Genomic DNA, 22,435 nt, shown 5'->3' on the forward strand with positions numbered 1-22,435 from the left:
TCGTGGCGACGGCCCACCAGGCTGCCGGGTGCCGGGGTTTTCGTAGAGGCCAGAAGGTGCGGAGGGGGCCAGGCGTCTGACGCCCCCCTCCGTGCCCAGCCCCCACGCTCGTCCTCATTCATGGCCCGGACGGTGTCGCCCACCCCGGTCCCCAGGGAGACTTCCATGCCGACCCAGTCCACTCCCCCCTCCTCTACCAGCGACCGCCGCACCCGTACTCCGCAGCGGGGCCGGGTGGGGTCCCCCGACGCTTGGGCGCCCGACCGGACCCTGGCCCTGGACCCCGGCGACGAGGGGGACGAGGCGGAGTTCCAGCCCGACCCAGAGGCTGAACCGGACGACCCGGAAGCGAGTGATCCGGAGCCGGACGCCGCGCAGGAGGAGGACGAGGACGAGCGGGAAACTCCCACGCCGGGAGCCGCGCCCCAGGGCGACTCGCTGCGGCAGTACCTGAACGAGATCGGCCGCATACCGCTGCTCAGCGTGGCCGAGGAGGTCGACCTCGCCCGGCGGTATGCGGAGGGCGAGGAGGCGCGTCAGCGGCTGGCCGCACCCGACCTGGGGGAGCGTCAGCGCCGCCGTCTGGAGCATCAGGTCGAGGACGGGTCGGCGGCCAAGCAGGCGCTGATCGAGGCGAACCTGCGGCTGGTGGTGTCCATCGCCAAACGGTCTGCCGGACGCGGGGTCGGGTTGCTGGACCTCATTCAGGAGGGCAACCTCGGGCTGGTGCGGGCGGTCGAGAAGTTCGAGTATCGCCGGGGCTTCAAGTTCAGTACGTACGCGACGTGGTGGATTCGTCAGGCGGTCACCCGTGCCCTCGCCGATCAGGGCCGCACCATCCGGGTGCCGGTGCACATGGTCGAGACCATCAACAAGCTGAGCTGGACCAGCCGCCGCCTGGAGATGGAACTGTCGCGCGAGCCGCTCGACGCCGAACTCGCCGAGGCGATGGGGTCGGGCTGGAACACCGGGAAGGTCGAGGAAGTGCAGAAGTTGCGCCGGGACCCGATCTCGCTGGAGGCGCCCGTCGGGGACGAAGGGGACAGTTTCGTGGGCGATTTCATCGCGGACGAGCAGTTCGCCTCACCAGCCCAGAACGCGAATCAGGCCCTGCTGAGTGACGCTCTGGCCCGGGCACTGGGGGCACTCGACGAGCGCGAGGCGCGGGTGATCCGGATGCGACACGGCCTGGCGGACGGTCATGAACACACGCTGGAGGAGGTGGCCCGGGTGTTGCAGGTGACCCGCGAGCGCGTGCGGCAGATCGAGAGCAAGGCGCTGCGCAAGCTGAAGTACCACGAGGGCCGCACCCGCACCCTCCACGGTTTCCTTGAGTAGCCGGACGTCGGCGGGCGCCCCCCCGCCGCCCCGCTCCCCTGACCCCATGTCCCAGGACGACGCCCCTGCTGAGCACCTGCTCACGCAGACCATTCAGGACCTTTACTGGGCCTTGCGGCGGCTCGCGGACCATGCCACCAGCGCGGTGCCCCTGCCCCCCTCGGAGGTCGAGGTCCTGCGGCACATCCACCGGCATCCGGGCGGCAGCGTCTCGGAGATCGCCCGGGACCTGGGGTTGCAGCACAGCAATGTCAGCGTGACCCTGCGGAGCCTCGCCGCCCGGGACCTCATCGTGCGGCGCCCCGACGAGCGCGACCGCCGCAGCACCCGCCTCTACCCCAGCCCCAGCGCCGTCGCCACCCGCGCCGAGATAGACGAGGCGTGGGGCAGGGCACTGGCTCCCTTCCTGAGCGACCTCTCCGGGCAGGAGGCCGAGTCGCTGCTGCAGACCCGGCCCCTGTGGCAGCGCCTGACCCATCTGCGCCCCCGCCCGCCGCAGCCTTAGGGGAGCACCCGGCTGAGCGGGTGGCCGGGGCAGCGGGCGGACCGTGAGACCCATCAAAGGCATCATCTGCTCGTCACGTGACGAGCAAAAAAACAGGAGGGACGCTGATCGTCCCTCCCGCCCTTGCTGGGGTCAGCGCCGACGCCGCGCCTTTTGCGGCCCTACCCGCCCGGCCCCGGTGCCGGCGTCGAGCCGCTGGGCGCCGTGCGGGTGCGGCTTGGCGGCCCGCTTCTGGCCCTGCTCGGGGCGACTGTGGGCGTGCATGCCGGAGGACTCGCGCGGGGGCCGGGGCTGTCCCTGCCCGCGTCCCTGGCCGCCTCCACGCACGCCGTTGCCGCTGCCCTGGCCCTGCTTCTCCTGAATCGACCGGTCGATCTGACCCTCCTGCGGGGTCAGGGGCGGCTGGAGGGCGGCGGGCAGGCCCCGGCGCACATTGCGCCACAGCTCGCGCTGCTCGGGAATCAGCAGCACGAGGTTCACGCCGGGGCGCCCGGCACGGGCGGTGCGGCCCGAGCGGTGGACGTGGTCTTCGGAGGTCGAGGCCACGTCCATGTGGATCACCAGCCGCACCTCCGGCAGGTCGATGCCGCGCCCGGCGATGTCGGTGGCGACCAGCACCCGCGAGTCGCCCGAGCGCAGCAGGTCCATCGTGCGCTCGCGCTTCTTCTGGTCCATGTTGCCCTGTAGGGCCGTGACCGTCTCGCCGGGCAGCAGCTCATTCAGCCGCTCGGCCCGCCGCTTGACGAGGGCCTTGGTCCGGCTGAAGATCACCACGCAGCCGCCGGGCGCCCGCAACGCTTCCCGCGCGTGGTCGGCGGCGACCCGCAGCACGTCCTCGCGGGTGGTGTGCAGCAGGAGGTGGGTGGCCCCGGTCGCCCCGCCCAACACGTCCCCGGTCTGCGGGGCCTCGGCGGCGCGGGCGGGGGCGATGTCGATGCGCTCGGGCGAATGCATGAAGCGCTCGGCGACCTCTCGGATCGCGGCGGGAAAGGTCGCCGAGGCCATTGCGATCTGAAGCTCCTGACCTGCCGCCTTCTGCGCCGAGCGCAGGATGTCGCCCACGTCCTTCAGGAAGCCCAGCGAGAGCAGTTCGTCGGCCTCGTCGAGCACCACGTAGCGCAGCCCCGCCAGGGACAGTTCGCCGCGCGTGATCAGGTCCTTGAGGCGGCCCGGCGTTCCGGCGATCACGCCCTTGCCGCTCGCCTCGGTGCGGGTCTGGTTGGGCGTGATGCCCCCGGTGATGCGTCCGGCAGGCATCCCGAGTTCGCGGGCCACGTCGCGGATCTGCACCGCGAGTTCGCGGGTCGGGGTCACGACAAGCACTTCCGGGCGCATCCCGCGCGTCGGCTTCATGCCGATGCCCCGCGCGGCGGCGGGAATCAGGAAGGCGAGTGTCTTGCCGCTGCCGGTGCGGGCAGTGGTGATCACGTCGCGGCCCGCGAGCAGCACGGGAATCGCCCCGGCCTGCACGGGCGTGGGAGTGCGCTCGCCCAACCACTTGTGCCAGTCGGCCGGGGAGGTGGGGGCGGGGCGGTCTTTGATGTGAGAAGAAGTCATAGGGGTCCTGTCGGCAGAACACGCCGGTCGAACCGGGAGGCTCGCGGCGGGGCGCGGCGCTGGAGAGGGCGCCGGGTGGGAATGTGGGGAACGCTTCAGCCGCCGCAGCGACTGGCTCTCCGCGCCCGCGAAACTGTCTGCCTGCGGTGGGGGTCTGTTCTGCCAGGATGGGCCGACTTCACAGACAAACCCGGCCAGTATGCCGCATCGGGGCGGGGGAGATGGGAGGCGAGGTGGGGATGGGGCCAGGCAGGCCGCCGACCGGAGCAGCGGGGTGAGGGGTCTTTCCTCGCCGTGCGTCCGGGTTAGGCCAGGGGGCTCCAGATGGGCGGCTGGGGTGGTCGCACGCCCCCTCACCCCTCGCTGCGCGAGGCCCTCTCACCCTGGGAGAGGGTCATTGGTCAGTCGTCGGTGGAGGCCGGGGCGTCTTCCGGCTCCGGGGGAGGTTTCAGGCGTCCAGCCTGACGCACGCTCTGGGTCAGCAGGAACTCGATCTGGGCATTGACCGAGCGCAGGTCGTCGGCGGCCCAGCGCTCTAAGGCGGCGTAGAGGTCGGGGCTGATGCGCAGCGGGAAATTCTTCTTCGGGCGGGCGGGCATCTGGCGGCCCCCCGTTAGTACAGGCTGCCCGCGTTGACGACAGGCTGGGTGCCGCGCTCGCTGGTCAGCACGACGAGCAGGTTGCTGACCATCTGCGCCTTGCGCTCCTCGTCGAGGTGAACGATCTCCTGCCCTTCCAGTTCGCGCAGGGCCATCTCGACCATGCCCACCGCGCCCTGCACGATCTGCTGCCGCGCCGCGATGATCGCGCTGGCCTGCTGGCGCTGAAGCATCGCACCTGCGATTTCGGGCGAATAGGCCAGGTGCGAGAGCCGCGCTTCGAGCACTTCCACCCCCGCGTGCCGCAGCCGGGTGTCAAGCTCGCGGCCCAGCGCTTCGGAGACCTCATCCGGGTTGCCGCGCAGCGAGAGGGTGCGGCCGTCGTAGTCGTCGTAGGGGTACCCGGCGGCGAGGTGCCGCAGGGCGGTTTCGGACTGGATGGCGACGAACTCGGAATAGTCCTCCACGTCGAAGACCGCGCGGGCCGTGTCCACCACCCGCCACACGATCACGGCGGCAATCTCGATGGGGTTGCCCATCTGGTCGTTGACCTTGAGGCGCTCGGAATTGAAGTTGCGAATCCGCAGCGAGACGTTCTTGCGCAGCGTGAAGGGATTCGTCCAGTAAAAGCCGTTGCGCCGCTCGGTGCCCACATACCGCCCGAAGAGGGTGATCACGCTGGCCTGATTGGGCTGCACGATGAAAAAGCCCGCCAGCGCGATCAGGAGCAGCACGCCCAGCACGATGGCAATGACCACGAGGCCCAGCCCCAGCCACAGCCAGGCGGCGAGGCCCGCGAGCACCAGCCACAGCAGCACGCTGGGAATCCCCGGCAGCCCGAAGGCGGCACGCTCGGCGCTCGCCACGCCAGGAACAGGGGAGACGCCCCCAGCGGGGCCGACGGTGGCAGGCGCTCTTTCCAGTTCACTCATGACAACCTCCAGGCACCGGGGAGCGGTCGGTGCGTATCAAGATGATATCACATCGATACTGTCCAATCAGTCGGTTGCTGGGGGGTGCGTCAGCCTCTATCGTGAAGGCCTCCACAATCTGAAGGTCGCCTGAAGGTCCCCTCCCAAGCTTCCCTTTCCCTCCGCAGGAGTGCCGCATGGAGCCGTGTTATGGGCATCTTTGACCCCACCATCTTTCCCATCCTGGCTGCCGACGGGCTGACCAACGGGGCCGTCTACGCGCTGCTCGCGCTCGCGCTGGTGCTGGTGTTCGCCGTGACGCGGGTGGTGTTCATTCCGCAGGGCGAGTTTGTGGTGTTCGGCACGCTGACGCTGGCCTCGCTGCAACTGGGGCAGGTGCCGGGGACTCTCTGGCTGCTGCTGGGGCTGCTGGCCCTCGCGGCGGTGATGGAAGCTGTCTCGCAGGTGCGGCGTGGGCAGGCGGGCCGGGGGCTGCTCACGCTTGCCGGGGCTGCCGGGGTGGGGGCGGCGGTGTGGGCGCTGACCGCATGGGCCGCGCCGCTGGGGTGGCCGCTGTGGGCGCAGGCGCTGCTGACGCTGGCGCTGGTCGCCCCGCTCGGGCCGCTGCTCTACCGCACGGTGTACCAGCCGCTGCGGGACGCGACCGTCCTCGTCCTGCTGATCGCGTCGGTGGCGCTGCACCTCGCGCTGACGGGGCTGGCCCTGGTCTTCTTCGGGCCGGAGGGGTCACGCACGCCGCCCTTCGCGGGGGGCAACCTCACGCTGGGGCAGGTCACCCTGAGCAACCAGAGCCTGCTGGTGATCCTGCTCTCGGCGGGGCTGATGCTGGGGCTGTTCTTCTTCTTCGAGCGCACGATGGCGGGCAAGGCGCTGCGGGCCACCGCCGTCAACCGCCTGGGGGCGCGGCTGGTGGGCATCAGTCCGGCGTCGGCGGGAGCGCTGACCTTTACGCTGGCGGCGCTGATCGGCGCGGTGGGGGGCATGATGATCGGCCCCAGCGTGGCGATGAACTACGACTCGGGCTTCCTGATCGGCCTCAAGGGATTTATCGGGGCGATCATCGGCGGTCTGGTTAGTTACCCGCTCGCGGCGGCGGGAGCGCTGCTCGTCGGCCTGATCGAGAGCTTCGCGTCCTTCAGCCTCTCGGCCTGGAAGGAGGTCATCGTGTTCACGTTGATCCTGCCCGTGCTGCTGTGGCGCTCGCTGACCACCCGCCACATTCCGGAGGACGAGGAATGAACGCGCGGTTCGTCCTGTCGGTCGTCGCGGTGGCCCTGGCGCTCGTGCTGCCGCTGATCCTGCCCCTCTTTCAGGTCACGCTGCTCGTCAACATCCTGATTTTCGCGACCGTGGCGGTGGGCCTGGTGCTGCTCACGGGCATCGTGGGGCTGACCTCCTTCGGGCAGGCGGCCTTCATGGGGGCGGGGGCGTACACGACGGCCATCCTGACGACCCAAGCGGGGTGGAGCCCCTGGCTGGCGCTGCCCGCCGGGCTGGTGGTCACGGGCCTAATCGCGTGGCTGCTGGGGCTGATGACGCTACGGATGCAGGGGCATTACCTGCCGCTGGCGACCATCGCGTGGGGCATGAGCCTGTATTACGTCTTCGGCAATACGCCCGCGCTGGGGGGCTTTACCGGGCTGACCAACATCCCCTCGCTCTCGGTGTTCGGGCTGGACCTCACCTCGCCGCGCACCTTCGCGTATCTTGCGCTGCTCGCGCTGGGACTGACCGCGTTGGGTGCCCAGTTCCTGCTCTCCAGCCGCACCGGACGGGCGATGCGGGCGCTGCGTAGCGGACCGCTGGTGGCCGAGGCCTTCGGCGTGAACGCCTTCCGGCTGCGGGTACAGGTGTTCGTGCTCGCGGCGCTGATGGCGGGGCTGGCCGGGTGGCTCTACGCGCATAGCCAGCGCTTCGTGAACCCCACGCCCTTCAGCCTTCAGGCGGGAATCGAGTACCTGTTCATGGCGGTGGTGGGCGGCTCCGGGTACGTGTGGGGGGCGCTGCTGGGGTCGGGGCTGATCACCGGGCTGCGCGAGTGGCTGCGGGACGCGCTGCCGGGCCTGATCGGGGCGCAGGGCAACTTCGAGGTGATCGTGTTCGGCGTGCTGGTCATCCTGACCCTGCAATTCGCGCGGCGGGGCCTGTGGCCGCTGCTGGAACGGGTCTTGCCCCAGGCCCCGGTGCGCCTGCTGCCCGAACGGGACCGCCTTCCGGCCCGCGAGAAGCCTGCGCCGGGCACACCGCTCTTGTCGGTCGAGCACGCGGTCAAGCAGTTCGGCGGCCTGCGGGCGGTGAACGACGTGTCCTTCGAGCTGCGGGCCGGGGAAATCCTGGGCCTGATCGGGCCGAACGGGGCGGGCAAGAGCACCATGTTCAATCTCGTGACCGGGGTGAATCCGGCCACGTCTGGGCGGGTCAGCTTCATGGGCCGCGACATTACCCGGCTGAGCGCGGGGCAGATTCACCGGCTGGGTTTGAGCCGCACCTTTCAGCACGTCCATCTGCTGCCCGAACTGTCCCTCCTTCAGAACGCGATGATGGGCGGCTACGCGCGGGGCCGGGCAGGGATGCTGGCGAGCCTGCTGCACCTGGAGCGGGCGGAGGAAGCGGCCCTGCAACACGAGGCGCTGCGGCAACTGGAGCGGGTGGGGCTGGGCGAACTGGCGCACACCCTCGCCGGAAACCTCGCGCTGGGGCAGCAGCGGGTGCTGGAGGTCGCGCGGGCACTGGTGGCCGACCCCACCCTGCTGCTGCTGGACGAGCCCGCCGCCGGGCTGCGCTACGGCGAGAAGATGGACCTCGCGGACCTGCTGCGGCGGCTGCGGGCGGAAGGAGTGACCATTCTGCTTGTCGAGCACGACATGGACCTCGTGATGGGGCTGGTGGACCGATTGGTGGTCATGAATTACGGGGAGAAGCTGGCCGAAGGCAGTCCCACCGAGATTCGTGCCCATCCCGCCGTGCGCGAGGCGTACCTGGGTGTGGACGTAGGCGGGGAGGAGGTCGCATGACGGCCCGGCCCTCTGGAGAAACGCTGCTGGAGGTGCGTGGTCTGCACACCCGCTACGGCCGGGTGGAGGCCCTGGGCGGCGTGAGCGTCGAGGTGCCCGCCGGGCACATCGTGAGCGTGATCGGGGCGAACGGGGCGGGGAAGACCACGCTGATGAACTCGGTGATGGGCGTGCTGACCCCCTCGGCGGGTGAGGTGATCTACGCGGGCGAATCGCTGCGTGGAGTACCGCTGGAGGCACGGGTCGCGCGGGGAATCACGCTGGTCCCCGAGCGCCGCGACCTCTTCGCATCCATGACGGTGGCGGACAACCTGCAACTCGGGGCCTATACCCGGCGGCGGGGTGGGTGGCGGGGCGATCTCGACGGTGTGTATGCCCGCTTTCCGCGCCTGCTGGAGCGCCGCCGCCAACTGGCGGGCACCCTGTCGGGCGGCGAGCAGCAGATGCTGGCGATCGGCCGGGCGCTGATGGCGCGGCCCCGCCTGCTGCTGCTGGACGAGCCCAGCCTCGGCCTCGCGCCGCTGATCGTGCGCGACATCCTGGGCATCGTGCAGGGCCTGCGCGACGAGGGCGTCACGGTGCTGCTGGTCGAGCAGAACGCCCGCGCCTCCCTCGCCATCAGCGACGGGGGCTACGTGCTGGAAACCGGGCAGGTGCGCCTGAGCGGCCCGGCGCACGAGCTGGCGCGGGACGAGACGCTAGGGGCGAGCTACCTGGGGGGATAGAGCGGACCGCTATCCGCCCGCTATGCACCCCTGGCACGACCTGCCCCCCGGAGAGAACCCACCCGCGCTGCTGCGCGTCGTCGTGGAGGTGCCTCGCGGGGACACCACCAAGTACGAACTGGACCGCGAGTACGGCGTGCTCGCGGTCAACCGCATCCTGACGCCGCCCGTGCCCTACCCCGCGCATTACGGCTTCGTGCCGCGCACGCTGGACGAGGACGGCGACCCGCTGGACGCGCTGGTGGTCATGCAGAACCCGGTGGTGCCCCTCGCAGTGCTGCGGGCGCGGCCCATCGGGGTGGTCAAGCTGGAGGACCGGGGGCAGATCGACGACAAGCTGATCTGCGTGCATGTGGACGACCCGTCCTGCGAGGCGTTCCATACCTTTGGAGACCTGCCGGGGCACGATCAGGAGCGCTTCAAATGGTTTTTCGAGGTCTACCAGGACCAGCTCCAGCGCGACGTGCGGGTCGCCCACATCGGGGGGCGGCAGGAGGCCGAGGCGTCGGTGCGGCGGGGGCTGGAGCGGTATGCAGCGGCCTTCCCAGACCGCCCCGCGCCGCGTCCGCGCTGAGGGCGATGGGGGCGTAAAGTGCCCCCCATGATCGTCGCCTTCGTCAACCCCGCTGGACTTCTCACCCGTCCCGGTCCCGACGACCCCGAGACCTCGGAGGCCCCCGCCGCGCTCGCGGGCCTGCTGAGCGTCGGGGCCGACCTGATTCCCGTGACCGGACTGGACGAGGAGGAATTGCTGGATGTTCCGGCTCTTTTCACCTCCTGGCAGATTCTGCGCCACGGGGCCGTCGTGCTGACCCCCGACGGCGAGGAGGACCCGGCGTGGCGGCGCCTGAGCCGCGAGACGCTGACCGAGCGCGGGGAGGCGCTGCGGCTGGCGCACCAGGCGGCCCAGCACATCGGGATGCTGGGCCAGCTCGGCACCGAGGCCGAATTGCACGAGCGCGGTGGGCTGCCCCTGCGCGTCACCGTGCGGCACCCCTACGGGGTGGCCCCGGCCCTGGCGGCGGCCGCGCGGGAGTGGCGGGCGTGGCTGGAGGAGGGACCTTTCGCGGGCGAACTGCGGCTGCTGGAGGAGCCGGGGGAACTGGTGCTGCTGCCCCGCGAGATCAACCCCGAGAGTGCCGTCAACTACGTGCTGGAACAGCTCCCGGAGGAGGTCACCCTGCGCCTGGGCGTCAGCGCGGCGGCCAGCGACGCCCCCTTCCTGGCCCTGTGCGACTACGCGGTCGTGCCGGGGGGGGGCGGGGTCCTGCGCTCGGCGCTGGAGGCGGCGGAGGGGCAAGCGGAGGACGACCTCGGGTGACGCTGAAGCTGCCGCCCTTTGTCCGGCGTTTCCCCCTCTATGCCAACGTCTACCTGCTGGACAGCCCCGACGGGCGCCTGCTGGTCGATACCGGCACGCTCGCCCACCTGCCCCGGCTGGCGCGGCTGCTGACCCGCTTTCGGCCCGACGCGGTGGTGCTGACCCACCATCACATCGACCACGCGGGCGGGGCGCCCTTCGCGGCGCGGCGTGGCCTCCCCGTCCTCGCCCACGCGCCGGAGCACCCGTACCTGACGGGCGAGGTCCACGACCTCCCCTACCCGGCGGGCCGCCCGGAAGTCGGGCAGGTCGTCTCGCGCCTGCACCCTAAGGTCCCGGCCCAGGCTCTCCGGTCCATCCATCCCGGTGAGGAGGTAGCGGGGTGGGAGGTGGTCGCGCTGCCGGGCCACACGCCGGGGCAGATCGGGCTGCTACGGGACGGAGTCCTCGTGGCAGGCGACGCGGTGGTGGGTGGCCCCGACGGAGCCCACCTGCCCCGCGCGGCCTACAACGCCGACCAGCAGGAGGCCGTCCGGACTCTGCGGCGCATCGTGGACCTCGCCCCCCGGCTGGTGCTGCCGGGCCACGGCGAACCCCTCACGTCCGAGCAGGTGCGCCGCCGGGCCGAACGGGACCCAGAACCGGAGTTGCTCGTCACGTGACGAGCAGGGCCTAATGGCCGTCCAACAGCGCCTCGATCTGGCCCAGCAGCCGCTCCAGCTTGCGGCGGCGGGCCGGGTCGAGGGCGGCCAGGGTCCGGCGATCCGTGAGGCGGCGGGCCACGGCGCGGGCGGGGTCGGCGTCCGCACGGCGGGGGGAGGTTACCGCCTCGCGCAGGGCCTGCACGGTGGCCCCGTCGGCGGCGGCCTCCAGCAGTTCGGCGCGGCGCTGGGGGTCCTCGGCCCGTCCGATCACCAGCGCCTTGCGGTAGTCCAGCCCACCCTCGACGGCCGCCTGCACGTCCTGCGGCAGGGAGAGCAGAGCCGCCCGGTTCTTCACGAAGGACCGCCAGCTCTCGCGCCCCAGCGCCCCGAAGACGGTGTCCAGCCGCTCCACGGCCCCCGGATCGTCCTCCGGGCGGCGGTCGAGGGCGAAGAGGCGGGGGACCACCTCGTCGGGCGTCAGGCCCAGCGTGGCGGCGGCGACGCCCAGGCGGGCGCGGACCTCTTCGAGCGGATTGAGGTTCTCGCGCTGGAGGTTCTCCACCGCCGCCGCCAGCCGCGCCCCCTCGTCGCTGAGGTCGCGCTGCAAGACGGGCACCTCGGCCAGTCCCGCCAACCGGGCGGCCCGCCAGCGCCGCTCACCCGCCACGATCTCGTAACGAGCGCCGGGCAGAGGGCGCACCAGCAACGGTTGCAAAATGCCCTGCTCGCGAATGCTGGCGGCGAGCGCCTCCAATCCCTCGGGGGCAAACTGCACGCGCGGTTGGAACTGGCCCGGCTGGAGGGCGTCCAGCGGCAGGGTCGTCGTGGCGGGCTGGCTCAGGGCCTCCACGCCCTCCACCAGCCCGCTGAGGCGCGCACCGATCGCCGGGCGGGGGCGGCGGGTCACGCGTCCACCCCTGGGCCGGGGTAGGGAAGCCCCACCGCCCCCGCGATCTCGGCGGTCACCCGCTCCACGTCGCGGTGGACGGGGGAGCCAGGCGCATACACGCCCACCGGCTGCCCGGCGCTCGCGCTGTCGTTCCACACCGCGCCCCGGTCGGGGATCGGGCTGGCGAGGGGCCGCAGCATCCCCTGGAGGGCCGCGAGCGCCTCGCGGTCGTGCGAGCGCCGCGCGTCGTACAGGGTGGGCACGTACAGGGCCACCGTCAGGTCCGGGCGCAGCTTGCGGTAGGTCGCCATCGCCTCCGAGAGGCCCGCCAGCGCGTTCATGCCCTTCTGGCGGGTCGGTACGGGCACAATCAGGTGATCGGCGGCCAACGCCCCCAAGATGGACAGTTGCCCCAGGCTGGGGGGGCTATCGATCAGGGCCACGTCGTAATCTCCGGCGATCGCCTGGAGTCCCTGGCGCAGGTGCAGGTGTGCTCCCACCACGCCCATCATCTGCCCCTCGGCGAGCGCGAGCGACACGTCGCTGGGAATCAGGGCGAGGTCGTGGACCCGCACGGGGAGGGGGAGGGGCTCGCCGCGCGTCGCCGTGGCGAACACGGTCTGCTCCTGCCCGACGCCCGTGACCCCCAGCCAGTCGGTGAGGTTGGCCTGCGGATCGAGGTCCACGAGAAGCACCCGCAGGCCCGACCGTGCCAAGCTGTGGCCCACGTCCCGCGTGAGGCTGGTTTTCATCACGCCGCCCGCGTGGTTGAAGAAGGTCAGCGTCCGCATCCCGCCCAGCCTACCCTGCGGGGCCTGGAAGGTGAGGCTCATGCCCCCTCTGCCAGGCGCTCGCGCAGCCCCTTGACGAACTCGGGAAGGGCGCCACGGGCCGCGTGCGTGCTGGCCTCGCGCACCAGGCTGGTCGCCGAGAGGGTCCCCGTTTTGCAGGCCGTTTCCAGGGCGCTCCACTCGCCCTCGCGCAAACGGCGGCGGAGCAGGGTCCGCAAAGTGGCCTCTGCGGCCTCCCACTGGCCCCCAGGAGGCAGAGCAAGAAGAACTTGCTGCTCCTCCTCGAATTGTTGCTGCGCGGCCCGTTCCTGGGCTTCCTGTTGCCTTTCCTGCCGGGCGCGGGTCTCATCCGGGTCGACATGGGGAGCAGGCACTGCCTCCTCGGGCAGAGTGTACTTCTCGGGATGCTCCAGAAAATCCGCGATCAGGCCGCCGGGATTGCGGATGGGCGTGGGGCTGGTGCTGCGCCGCAGCCGCAGAAAGGCGATCGCCTCCTCCACCCGGTCGGGGTATTGCTTGGCGAGGACGTTGGCACGAGGGGCCGACACGCCTGCCTCGCGCAGGGCCTGCACCAGCGCAGGGTCGGGCGTGCCCTCCGTTCGGAAGCGGTACGTGATGTGGGTGGCTCCCCGCCCGCCGCTCGTCTCCACGCCCTCGAGATAGCCCTGAGCGATCAGTTCCTGGTGAGCTTCCTCCAGGGTACGGATCACCCGCGACGGTTTGCCCTCGCTGATCCCGCAGGCGGCCCGCCAGTCGTCCAGGCCTGCCGTGACGCTGTCGGACCGCACGCCCGTCTCGCGGTACCGGTGCGCCTCCAGCAATCGGTACAAGGCCCGCGCGGGCGGTTGCTCGATCTGGTGCAGCAACCGTCCGTCGAGGGCCTGGGTGTACCCGGCCCGGATGCTCGCGGCAAGCTGATCGCCCAGCTTGATGCTGAGGGTCGCGTCGGGGACGAGTTGCCGGGCACGGTCAGCGTCGGGGTCGGCGCCTTCGCTCTGGTCCCAGTACGTGATGCGGTCGATCAGCCGCAGCGTCTGGTTCGCCCAGGTCGTGCGGCCGGTATCGGCCACCCAGCCCTCACTGACGATGAAGCCCGTCGACCACAGCCGCAGCAGCGACTCGCGCAGCCGGTGGTAGTTCTTGCCGTTGTTGACGAGAAAGCTGGCCTCGCGCAGCTCGTAGGCGGAGGTGTGCAGCCAGTTGTCCTCGGGCATGCCCTTCTGGGCGAACAGGGTCTCGATGCCCAGGATGACGTTGGTGTCGCCACCGCGCGGGCGGCCGTCGGCGGAACGGCCCTCCACCCGGAAGCGGCGGTCGGCGATCTGGAACTCGCTCGTCCAGCGGGTCTCGGAACTCAGGCGAGTCTGGATGCTGACGATGCCCAGACGGGCGATGTTGCGTTCGTCGAGCAGGGTGACCTGGTTGGGTTTTTTCGCTGGACGCATGTAGTGTTGTTCCTTTCTTTGTAAAAGATATAAAAGAACAACAACAAGGCAGACCCCACTTCGCGTCCTGGACGGCATTTTTCGGCAAAAACGGACCAAAGGTATCGCTATTTTGGCCCCAAACGGACCAAAGGTATCGCTAGTTTTGACCCCCTGCGGACCAAAGGTATCGCTATTCCGGGTTCGGAGTACGGATTTAGGGGCGTTTCGCTCTCATTTTTGAGAGAATGCCGTCTCATACGGCAAAAAAGCCCCAAACGGACCAAAGGTATCGCTAGTTTTCAGAATCCAAACGGACCAAAGGTATCGCTAGTTTTTTGCCAAACGGACCAAAGGTATCGCTAGTGCGGAAATGCGTTCTGGACGCCAAAAAGCAGAATCACCCTCCCAAACGGACCAAAGGTATCGCTAGTTAGACCTGAGTCTAAAATGTCTACTTTGTAACCTGCATCACTCGATCTGGGGGCCAAAACGGACCAAAGGTATCGCTAGTCTGGGCACCAAAAATGGGCCGAGTGTTCCAGCCCTCGGCCCCGGTTCGGGTGGGGGTCAGCGGGGGCGCTTGATGGTCTCGATGGTGGCCTCCGAGTGCAGGACCTGGGTGTAGAGCGCCCACAGGTTCCGTGCCGCCTCCGGCTCACGGGTCAGGGTGGCGAAGCGCAGGTAGGCGGCGGGGCCACCCTGGGGCCAGGCGAAGGTGGGGGTGCCGAAGACGCCCAGCCGTGCCGCGTCGGCCAGATCGCGGCCCAGAGCCTCGCGGAGCGCCGCGTCGTCGGTGAGATCGGCGGTGAAGCGCTCGAGGTCCAGGCCTGCCGTCCGGGCCGCCGCCTCCACGGTGGGGGCGTCCAGTTCCGCCTGATTCTCGTGCCGGGCACGGAAGAGAGCCAGGGTGAAGGCACAGGCGGCCTCCTCGCCCTGCCGGGCCGCCGCCTGTGCCGCCAGAAAGGCCCGCAGGCTCCCCTGCTGCATGGGGCTGCCATTATCCGGCTCCTGCCGGTGCAGCCACCACGTCGGGGCCTTGCGGTCGGGGTTCTCGGGGTGGTTGCCCTGCACCAGCGAGAAATGGCGCAGCCGGAACCGCCCCTCGCCGGACTGCCGCAGCACCTCGGCCAGCTCCAAGCCGCGCCAGGCGTAGGGGCACAGGAAGTCAAAGTACACGTCCACCACGGGGTTGACTGAGGTCATGCCCGGACGCTACCACCCGGCCGCCTCCCCTCACTGTGGGGGAACCAATCGCCGCCCCGCGATCAGCCGCAGGGTGAACAGCACCCCGAAGGCGAGGGCCACCATCAGGGCGCTCAGGGCCAGCGCCGGGGCGAGGTCACTCTCGGCGGCGCTGTAGATCGCCAGCGGCACGGTGCGCGTCTCGCCCTGCAGGCTGCCCGCGAACAGCAGGGTCGCCCCGAATTCGCCCAGCGAGCGTGCCCAGGCCAGCACCGCGCCCTCCAGCAGAAAGGGAAGGGCAAGGGGCAGCGTGACCCGCCGGAACAGCGCCCAGCGCCCGGCCCCGTCCACCCGCGCGGCTCCCTCCACGTCGGGGTCGAAGGCCAGGAAGCCTGCGCGGGCCGCGCGGACGTAGAAGGGCGCACTCGTGAACACCTGCGCGAGGACCACCGCCCCCGGCGTGAAGGCGAGGTCGATGCCCGCGACCTCCAGCGGGCGCCCCAGCAGACCGTCCCGCCCGAAGGCCAGCAGCAGCGCCACGCCCGCCACGACCGGGGGCAGGACCATCGGCAGGTCGAGCAGGGCATCGAGCAGGCCCTTGCCCGCGAACCGCCGCCGCGCGAGCAGGTAGGCGACCGGGGTGCCCAGGGTCAGCGTGACCAGCAGGGCCGTGCCGGTCGTGAGGGCGCTCACCCGCAGCGCGTCCCGCACCGCCGCCGTCTCCAGGGTGCGCCCCACCGCCGGCCTCAGGGCCTCCAGCAGCAGAGCGAGGACCGGCAGCAGCAGCAGGCCCGCCATCAGGGCGCTGAGCAGCACTGGGACCGGGTGCGGAGCGCGGCTCACGGGGCGGGTAGGAAGCCCCAGCGAATCAGGATGCGCTGGCCCTCCGGCGAGCGCACGAAGCGGACGAAGGCCTGCGCGGCCTGCGCCTCCCGGCTGTCCTTCAGCACCCCGATGGGGTAGGCGACGGGCGGGTTGACCCCGTCCGGCAGGGCATAGGTCCGCACCTTGCCCCGCAGCCCCGGCGTCACGTCCGAGCGGTAGACGAAGGCGGCGTCGGCCTGGCCCAGACCCACCTTGAGGGCCACCTGCCGCACGTTGGGTTCCTCGCTGACCACGTTGGCCTGCACCCGCCGGGCGAAGTCCGGGCCGTAGCGTCCCGAGGCGCTCATCCGCCCCAGGGTCCGGGCGGTGGCTTCCCCAGCAGGGACCTCCGGCCCGGCAACCACCAGCCGCAGCCCCGGCCGCGCCAGCCCCGCCAGGCCCCCCGTCAGGGGCCGCTCCACTGGAGTGACGACCGTCAGGCGGTTGCGGGTGAAGAGGGTCTCCGGTCCGGCCAGCCCCCGCGACCGCAGCGGCGCGTACTGGCTGACGCTGGCGCTGGCGAATACATCGGCCCGCGCGCCCCGCTCGAGCTGGGTCCGCAGGCTGGCCGACCCGGCGAAGTTGAAACGGGTGCGGTGCCCGGTGCGGGCGTCGAAGACCCGGCCGATCTCGGTAAAGGCGTCGGTGAGGCTGCTCGCCGCGAAGACCGTGATCTGGGCCGCCCCCGCCCCACTTGGAGCCAGGACCAGCGCGGCCAGCAGGATCCGCCTAAGCAGGCGGACGGGACCGGGAGAGCGCCGCATGGGCCGAAGCTAGCCCGCCCGCCGCGGGGCGTCAATCGGGGGGCCTCTGGGAGCGGCGGGTGGCCGAGCTGGGGTTGCTCGTCACGTGACGAGCAAGGGGGCCGTGCCCTTTTTTCCCTCCCCCAACCAGGTGAGGAGGAGAAGAGGTCCCGGCCGGGGTAGCATGACGGCCGATTTCCTCCCGCCCCGACCTCGCTCCCAAGGACCCCCATGCCGACTGACCAGCCCAAGGACCTCGACCTGACCGCCCTGCTGCGGGTGCTGCGCCGCGCGGCCCTGCCCCTGATTGCGACGGCCCTGCTGCTCGCAGGCCTGACCTACCTGCTCTCGGGCAGCCGCCCGGCGGTGTATGAGGGATCGGCCAGTGTGGCTGCCCTGCCCACCGGCAGCGGCAACTCGGTGATTGTCCAGACGCTGGTCACAGCGCCGCCGCTGCCCCCCGCTGTGGTGGAGCGGGCACTGCGCTCCCCGGCAGTGTGGCAGGCGGCCCTCACGGACCTGCGCCGGACGGTTCCCGAGTCCCCCGCCCGCCGCGAGCTGCTGGGGAGCCTGCGGGCCGAGGCGAGCGCCGGAGAAGGCCGCAGCGTGACCCTGACCGCCCAGGTCAACCAGGACTTCGCGGGGGTCTACGAGATCGCGGTGCGGGCGCCCACGCCGGAACTGGCCCAGGGCGGTGCCGACGCCTTTGCACGGGCGCTGCTGGAGTGGGACCGGCAGCGGGCACTGGGGGGCATCGTGCGTGCCCGGCAGAATCTGGTCACCGAGCGCGACGACCTGACCGCCCGGATCGCGGCGGCGCCCACCGCACTCGACGAGCGCACCCTGGAGCGGTTGCGCGGGGACGTGGTGCAGCGGCTGCAACAGGTCGAGGTGCTGGAGCAGACTGTCAGCGGTACGCTCTCGGCGCTTGCGGGAGCGGTCCGGCCGCAGAATCCGGTGGCTCCCCGGCCGCTGCGCGACGCGCTGCTGGTGTTCGGGGCGACCCTCTTTTTCGGCGTGCTGGGCCTCTCGCTGCTCGACAGCCTGCGCCCCCGGGTGCGCGGCCCCGAGGACCTGCGTGGGCTGGGCCTGCCGGTGCTGGGTAGCCTGCCGCCATTGCCGGGCCGCCGGGGAACGCGCGGCGGGCTGGGGTGGGCGCGGCAGGGCGTCTTCCGGGAGCAGCTGGAATTCGTGCGGGTGGGGGTGCTGGCCGAACTGGCCGGACGCGAGCGGGCCGCGCTGGTCGTCTCCAGTGCCGGGGTGGCCGACGGCAAAAGCACCCTGACGGCGGGGCTGGCGCTGAGCCTCTCGGGCCACGGCCTGCGCGTGCTGCTGGTGGACGCCGATGTCTTCCGCCATACCCAGGAGACCCACTGGCTGACCGGGAGCGGCGCCGCGCCGCAGGACCTCGCGGGGGACTTCCGGCTGTGGGCGGAGGTGGCGCCGGGGGTCTCGCTGCTGTCGTCACGGGCGACCCGGCTGGACCCGGCCGTGTTCGAGGCCGAGATTCGCCGCTTGCTGCCCGCCTACGACCTCGCGCTGATCGACACCCCTCCGGCCCTCAAGATCGCGGACACGCTGGCACTGGCCCGGCGGCTCGACGGCATGATCCTGGTGACCGACGCCTCGGCCCCCCGCGCCCCACTGGAGCGGCTGGTGGAGGACGCCGGGCGGCTGGGGGTGCGGCTGCTGGGCTTCGTGGTCAACCGCCACCGGGACGTGGCCTCGGGCGCGGGCTACGCCTACGCCTACGCCTCGCCTGGCCGCGCCGAGCGCCCCGCCGAGGTCACGCCGTGACCGGGCGCGGCGCGGTGGCCCTCGCCCCGTTTGTCGACCGGGGCCGGGCACTGGTCGCCTGCGCGGGCGGCGACGGGCTGGAGGCGGCGCGGCTCGCGGCGGCCCTGGGGAGCCTGAGCTGGCCCGCGCCCTGCTCGCGGGCAGCGGGGGCCTGCTCGATGACGCCGACGCCGCGCGGGTCCTCGCCCAGGGGCCGGTGGGTGCGGTGCCCGCGCCCTTGCCCCTCGCACCCGCCCTCATCCTTCCCCCGCTGTCCCCGGGCGAGCGGGAGGTGTTCGTCCGGGTGCTGGCCTCGGCTCTGCTGAGGCCCGGTCCCCCGCCCGTGCCCGCCCCGGTGGGGCTACCGCCGGGCCTGTGGGTGCTGCCCGCCGAGGCCCATGAGGAGGTGCGCCAGCAGGCCGGTCTGGAGGTTCTGGGCGCGGCCGCGGGCACCCCGCTGACCCTCGCGCTCACCTCCCGGGCGGGCGTGCCCGGCGCGGCGGCCCGGCTGGGCGCGGCGCAGTCCGGCCCGCTGCAGGTAGAGGTGCTGGAGGACGTGGTGCGGACCCTGGGGGCAGCCTGGAGCTGGGACCTGCCGGACCTCGCGGAACTCCTCGCGGGGCCGCTGCTGCTTGACGGCCTGCACACCCTGCCCGCCGGGCTGCTGGAGACGGTAGGCGAACTCCTTGCGGACGCCGCGCGGCTCTTCGGCTGGACCGTGGTGGGGTTGCCGGGGGTGGAGCGGCGCTGGCCCACGGCGTTCCGGCCCCTGCCCGTTGCCACCGCAGCGGGGCGGGCCACGCCGCCGCCCCGGCTCAGCGCCCGCGACACGTCGCTCACCCGGCTGGCCGCCGACCTCGCCCGTCAGACTGGGGACACGCTGGCGCTGCTGCCCTCGCGGGCGAGCGCGGCGCGGCTGGCGGGGCTGTGGCCGGGAAGCGTGCTGCTCTCGACCAGCCTCTGCCCGGTGCATCTGGCGGGTCAGGTCGCGGCGCTCGCGCAGGCCCGCGAGCGGGGCGAGCCGGTGCGGGTGGTGGCGACCTCGCTGCCCCCGGCGGCGGCGGGTCCCTTCGAGACGGTCTGGCAGGTCACCTCGCCGCTGCCCCACGTCGTGGAGGCGGCGGCGCTGACCCGGCGGCACCTCTACCTCTGCCGCCTGCGCGACGTGGCGGTGCCGCAGGGCTGGCGGCGCGAACTGGAGGTGACCCGCGGTCTGCTGGAGGGGGACCACAGCCTGCCCGGTCCCCGGGAGCAGCGGGCCTACGACGCGGCGCTGTTTCCCGGTGGGCCTTCGGGGTGGGCCGGTGCCCTGCGGGCGCACCGCGAGGGCCTGGACTACGCCTCCTTCGCCTCCGAGCTGCGCCCCCGCCCCGGCACGTCGCTGCCCGTCCTGATTCCCTACGACGACCACGCCCGTTCGGTGATCGCCGCCTACCGGGAGACGGGCCGGATGCCCCGCGGCGCCCTGAATTACGCCGCGTGGCTGACGCCCACCGAGGCGCAGCGGGCGGTGGACGGCGGCCACGCCGAGGCGCGCGGCTGGGCGCTGGTCTGGACCGGACCCTACGACCCGGCCTACGGCCTCGCCGCCGAGGTCGTGCGGGGGGCGGGCGACCTAGAGCGGCGCGAGGAGACCTGGCCCCCCTAGCGGCGGCTCCGCGCCAGCCCCAGCAGCAGGGTGGCTCCGGCGGCGATGAGCAGGGGGCGCCGCGCCCGGCGGGCCGCTTGTCGCCGCCCCCAGGCCTCCGCGTAGAACTCGTCCCACAGCGCCCAGACGTGGCGCTCGTCGAACTGTTCGCGCACCCAGCGCCGCGAGCCTTCGCCGAGCCGCCGGGCCTCGGCGGGGGCGGTGAGCAGGCGCTGCAACGCTTCGGCGAGGGCGGGCACGTCCCCGGTGGGCACCTGCAGGCAGGTTTCCCCCGGCACCCCCGCGTCGCGTACGCCGGGGGCATCGGTGAGGACCGCCGGGACGCCCGCTGCCGCCGCCTCCAACACGACCATGCCCAGCCCCTCGTGACGGCTGGGCAGGGTCAGCAGGGTCATCAGCGGGTAGAGGCGGCTCATGTCGGCCTCGAAGTCCAGTTGCACCACGCCGGGCACCCGGCGGTAGGCGTCCAGCGCCCGCCCCGAGAGGGGATTGGCGGGGTCGGGCGTGCCGACGAGCAGCAGCCGCGCCCCCGGCAGGCGGCGCTGCACCTCCTCCCAGGCCAGCAGCAGTTCCTCGGTCCCCTTCTGCGGGGCGAGGCGGCCCACGAAGCCCACGACCGGCGTGCCCTCGGGCAGCCCGAGTTCCGCGCGCGCGGCGGCGACGGCCTGCGGGTCGGGGTGCGCGTAGCGGTCCACATTCAGGCCCGCCGGGCTGCCCGCGCCCAGCACCCGGATCTTGCCCGCGGGCACCAGGCCCAGCGCGACCGCCTCGGCGCGGTTGGACTCGCTGACGCACAGCACCTCGTGGGCACAGGCGCAGGTCAGGCGCTCGATCAGCCGCAGCAGCGGGCGCAGCCGCGCCAGCGCCCCGGTCGCCGCCGTCTCCGAGCGCAGCCCGTGGATGAAATACACCCGCAGCGGCACCCCGGTCAGCACGCCCGCCAGCCCACCCAGCAGCCCGGCCTTGGGCGTGGAGAAGTTGAGAATCTGCGGGCGCACCCGGAGCAAAATGCCCAGCATCCCCGCCAGTGCTCGCAGGTCCCGCCGGGGCGAGATCTCGCGGGCCATCGGGAGGGGGTGGAAGGTCGCGCCCCCCCCCGCCTGCGCCCGCGCGACGAGTTCGGCGGGTTCGGGCGGCGTGACGAGGTGCACGTCGTGGCCCTGCCCGCGCAGGTGCCGCAGGTGTGGAGCGAAGAAGGCCAGCGCCGCGATGGGCGTGGTCGTCGTGTAGAGGATTCGCAGCGGGGGGAGTCGGGACACACGGCATGATACGGAGCCTGACCCTGTCCCCCCCCGCCTACCGCGCCGCCCGCTCCCGCACGGCCCGCAGAAAGCGCCCCCGCTCGCGGTCCAGCACGTCGTCGGCGTAGGAGCGGGCGTGGGCGAGGTTGCGCCCACTCTGGGCGGTCAGCCACGCGGGGTCCGAGGCCCGGGCGTGCCAGAGACGGGCCAGGGCGGGCGCATCGCCGGGGGGCACCAGCGCGTCCGGGGAGAGCAGTTCGGGAATGCCCCCCACGTCCGACCCCAGGGCGGGGAGCGCTTGCGCCATGCCCTCCAGCAGGGCACGGGGCAGCCCCTCGGTGCGCGAGGGCATCAGGTACAGCTCCGCCGCCGCGAGGTCCCGCCGCACCTCGGCGGGGGTGCTGCGTTGCCCGGCAAAGGTGCAGGCGTCCGCCACCCCCAGGGCGCGGACCTGCGCCTGTAGCCCGGGGAGCAGTCCCCCTTCTCCCACCACGGTGAGGTGCGCGTCCATCCCGGCCCCACGCACAGCCGCCAGGGCTTCCAGCGCCACGTCCACCCCCTTGTGCGGCTGCTCCAGCGCCCCGACGAGCACCGCGCGGCGGGCTGGCTCCTGGAAGGTGCGCGGGACCGGGACGAACGCCTCCGGCGGCAGATGCACGTCGGACACCCCGAAGGCAGGGACCCCGGCTCCCGGCGGGTAGCGGCGCTGCAAGGCCTCGCGCGTCACGTACTGCACGGCCGCCGCCCCCCGGACCTGGCCCCAGGTCAGCCCCGTCATCAGCGCCCGGAACAGGGGGCGCAGGGGGCCGCGCCGCCCGGGTCCCGGCGCGAAGCCCAGGAAGGGGTCGTTGACGACCTCGGCGGCGTAGGGCCGCCCCTGTACTGCCCGCACCCCCGCCGCGAGGTGGCCCAGTACGCCGCCCAGCCGCACGATCACCGCGTCCCCTGGCTCCAGCACCGCCCGCAGCCTTCCCAGGACGGGGCCGAGCCGCCGCAGCAGCCCGCCGGGTCCCTCGTAGTAGGGCACGTGCGCGACCCGCACCCCCGGCCCATCCACCCGGCGGTCGCCCGGCCTCGGGTGCGCCAGGAGCTGCGACCGGGCCACGACCTGCACCTCCTCGAAGGCGCTCAGGTAGCGCCGGAAGTGGGCGTAGGTGGCCTGCCCGTTGTCGTAGGTGGCCCCGTCGGGCGTGTGGACGAAGCGGTGTTCCAGGACGATGCAGACGCGCAAGGTAACAG

Annotated in this window: 21 protein-coding genes; 10 read left to right on the forward strand and 11 right to left on the reverse strand. The window is 72.2% G+C overall.

The window, feature by feature from the left end; all coding sequences use genetic code 11:
• Nucleotides 1-165 precede the first annotated feature (165 nt).
• The gene (locus C3K08_RS16660; RefSeq protein ID WP_104992562.1) at nucleotides 166-1,338 is read left to right on the forward strand and encodes a sigma-70 family RNA polymerase sigma factor; all 1,173 of its coding nucleotides are present in this window, start codon (nucleotides 166-168) and stop codon (nucleotides 1,336-1,338) included.
• 46 nt (nucleotides 1,339-1,384) lie between these two features.
• Nucleotides 1,385-1,843 carry a MarR family winged helix-turn-helix transcriptional regulator gene (locus tag C3K08_RS16665; RefSeq protein ID WP_104992563.1) on the forward strand — a complete coding sequence of 153 codons (459 nt, stop codon included), beginning with the start codon at nucleotides 1,385-1,387 and terminating at the stop codon, nucleotides 1,841-1,843.
• A 132-nt stretch (nucleotides 1,844-1,975) separates the two neighbouring features.
• On the opposite strand, the gene C3K08_RS16670 is transcribed toward C3K08_RS16665, so the two are convergent.
• The 3 genes from C3K08_RS16670 to C3K08_RS16680 form a co-directional block, all read right to left on the reverse strand.
• Nucleotides 1,976-3,400: a DEAD/DEAH box helicase gene (locus C3K08_RS16670; RefSeq protein WP_104992564.1), complete on the reverse strand. Its 1,425-nt coding sequence runs from the start codon at nucleotides 3,398-3,400 to the stop codon at nucleotides 1,976-1,978.
• 401 nt (nucleotides 3,401-3,801) lie between these two features.
• Nucleotides 3,802-3,999: a hypothetical protein gene (locus C3K08_RS16675; protein WP_104992565.1), complete on the reverse strand. Its 198-nt coding sequence runs from the start codon at nucleotides 3,997-3,999 to the stop codon at nucleotides 3,802-3,804.
• A 14-nt stretch (nucleotides 4,000-4,013) separates the two neighbouring features.
• Nucleotides 4,014-4,931 (reverse strand): SPFH domain-containing protein, encoded by a 918-nt coding sequence (locus C3K08_RS16680; RefSeq protein WP_104992566.1) that lies wholly within the window; start codon nucleotides 4,929-4,931, stop codon nucleotides 4,014-4,016.
• A 189-nt stretch (nucleotides 4,932-5,120) separates the two neighbouring features.
• Here C3K08_RS16680 and C3K08_RS16685 point away from each other — a divergent pair, with 189 nt between their 5' ends.
• The 6 genes from C3K08_RS16685 to C3K08_RS16710 are packed head-to-tail and all read left to right on the forward strand — an operon-like array spanning nucleotide 5,121 to nucleotide 10,653.
• A complete protein-coding gene (locus C3K08_RS16685) occupies nucleotides 5,121-6,170 on the forward strand; it encodes a branched-chain amino acid ABC transporter permease (RefSeq protein ID WP_104992567.1) in 1,050 nt (349 codons plus the stop codon).
• Nucleotides 6,167-7,945 carry an ATP-binding cassette domain-containing protein gene (locus C3K08_RS16690; RefSeq protein ID WP_104992568.1) on the forward strand — a complete coding sequence of 593 codons (1,779 nt, stop codon included), beginning with the start codon at nucleotides 6,167-6,169 and terminating at the stop codon, nucleotides 7,943-7,945. Before C3K08_RS16685 ends, C3K08_RS16690 begins: the two co-directional genes overlap by 4 nt.
• Complete coding sequence (locus C3K08_RS16695) at nucleotides 7,942-8,670, forward strand: ABC transporter ATP-binding protein (protein WP_104992569.1); 729 nt, start codon at nucleotides 7,942-7,944, stop codon at nucleotides 8,668-8,670. The genes C3K08_RS16690 and C3K08_RS16695 overlap by 4 nt, the downstream gene beginning before the upstream one ends.
• A 22-nt stretch (nucleotides 8,671-8,692) precedes the next feature.
• On the forward strand, nucleotides 8,693-9,244 hold the full coding sequence (locus tag C3K08_RS16700; RefSeq protein ID WP_104992570.1) for an inorganic diphosphatase: 552 nt from the start codon (nucleotides 8,693-8,695) through the stop codon (nucleotides 9,242-9,244).
• A gap of 27 nt (nucleotides 9,245-9,271) precedes the next feature.
• Nucleotides 9,272-9,991, forward strand: coding sequence for a hypothetical protein (locus C3K08_RS16705; RefSeq protein ID WP_104992571.1), 720 nt, complete (start codon nucleotides 9,272-9,274; stop codon nucleotides 9,989-9,991).
• The gene (locus tag C3K08_RS16710) at nucleotides 9,988-10,653 is read left to right on the forward strand and encodes an MBL fold metallo-hydrolase (protein ID WP_104992572.1); all 666 of its coding nucleotides are present in this window, start codon (nucleotides 9,988-9,990) and stop codon (nucleotides 10,651-10,653) included. Before C3K08_RS16705 ends, C3K08_RS16710 begins: the two co-directional genes overlap by 4 nt.
• A 10-nt stretch (nucleotides 10,654-10,663) precedes the next feature.
• On the opposite strand, the gene C3K08_RS16715 is transcribed toward C3K08_RS16710, so the two are convergent.
• The 6 genes from C3K08_RS16715 to modA all read right to left on the reverse strand — a co-directional run bounded on the left by C3K08_RS16715 (nucleotide 10,664) and on the right by modA (nucleotide 16,552).
• The gene (locus C3K08_RS16715; RefSeq protein ID WP_104992573.1) at nucleotides 10,664-11,542 is read right to left on the reverse strand and encodes a ParB/RepB/Spo0J family partition protein; all 879 of its coding nucleotides are present in this window, start codon (nucleotides 11,540-11,542) and stop codon (nucleotides 10,664-10,666) included.
• On the reverse strand, nucleotides 11,539-12,315 hold the full coding sequence (locus C3K08_RS16720) for a ParA family protein (RefSeq protein ID WP_104992574.1): 777 nt from the start codon (nucleotides 12,313-12,315) through the stop codon (nucleotides 11,539-11,541). Before C3K08_RS16720 ends, C3K08_RS16715 begins: the two co-directional genes overlap by 4 nt.
• Before the next feature lie 38 nt (nucleotides 12,316-12,353).
• Nucleotides 12,354-13,760 (reverse strand): replication initiator protein A, encoded by a 1,407-nt coding sequence (locus tag C3K08_RS16725; RefSeq protein WP_158680046.1) that lies wholly within the window; start codon nucleotides 13,758-13,760, stop codon nucleotides 12,354-12,356.
• Nucleotides 13,761-14,309: 549 nt separating this feature from the next.
• Nucleotides 14,310-14,945, reverse strand: coding sequence for a DsbA family protein (locus tag C3K08_RS16730; RefSeq protein WP_104992576.1), 636 nt, complete (start codon nucleotides 14,943-14,945; stop codon nucleotides 14,310-14,312).
• A 30-nt stretch (nucleotides 14,946-14,975) separates the two neighbouring features.
• The gene (locus C3K08_RS16735) at nucleotides 14,976-15,767 is read right to left on the reverse strand and encodes an ABC transporter permease (protein ID WP_369848625.1); all 792 of its coding nucleotides are present in this window, start codon (nucleotides 15,765-15,767) and stop codon (nucleotides 14,976-14,978) included.
• On the reverse strand, nucleotides 15,764-16,552 hold the full coding sequence (gene modA / locus C3K08_RS16740; RefSeq protein WP_104992577.1) for a molybdate ABC transporter substrate-binding protein: 789 nt from the start codon (nucleotides 16,550-16,552) through the stop codon (nucleotides 15,764-15,766). The genes C3K08_RS16735 and modA overlap by 4 nt, the downstream gene beginning before the upstream one ends.
• Nucleotides 16,553-16,762: 210 nt before the next feature.
• On the opposite strand from modA, the gene C3K08_RS16745 reads away from it, so the two are divergent.
• A complete protein-coding gene (locus C3K08_RS16745; protein ID WP_104992578.1) occupies nucleotides 16,763-18,328 on the forward strand; it encodes a lipopolysaccharide biosynthesis protein in 1,566 nt (521 codons plus the stop codon).
• A gap of 217 nt (nucleotides 18,329-18,545) precedes the next feature.
• Entirely contained in the window at nucleotides 18,546-19,955 is a 1,410-nt protein-coding gene (locus tag C3K08_RS16750) for a hypothetical protein (RefSeq protein ID WP_158680047.1), read from the forward strand.
• Here the strand turns inward: C3K08_RS16750 and C3K08_RS18845 are convergent.
• On the reverse strand, nucleotides 19,952-21,214 hold the full coding sequence (locus C3K08_RS18845; RefSeq protein ID WP_304529223.1) for a glycosyltransferase: 1,263 nt from the start codon (nucleotides 21,212-21,214) through the stop codon (nucleotides 19,952-19,954). The two genes, C3K08_RS16750 and C3K08_RS18845, sit on opposite strands and share 4 nt — an antisense overlap.
• 37 nt (nucleotides 21,215-21,251) lie before the next feature.
• Complete coding sequence (locus tag C3K08_RS16760) at nucleotides 21,252-22,427, reverse strand: glycosyltransferase (RefSeq protein ID WP_104992580.1); 1,176 nt, start codon at nucleotides 22,425-22,427, stop codon at nucleotides 21,252-21,254.
• Nucleotides 22,428-22,435: the final 8 nt, after the last annotated feature.

The organism is Deinococcus sp. NW-56 (assembly GCF_002953415.1).
Classification (GTDB): Bacteria; Deinococcota; Deinococci; order Deinococcales; family Deinococcaceae; genus Deinococcus.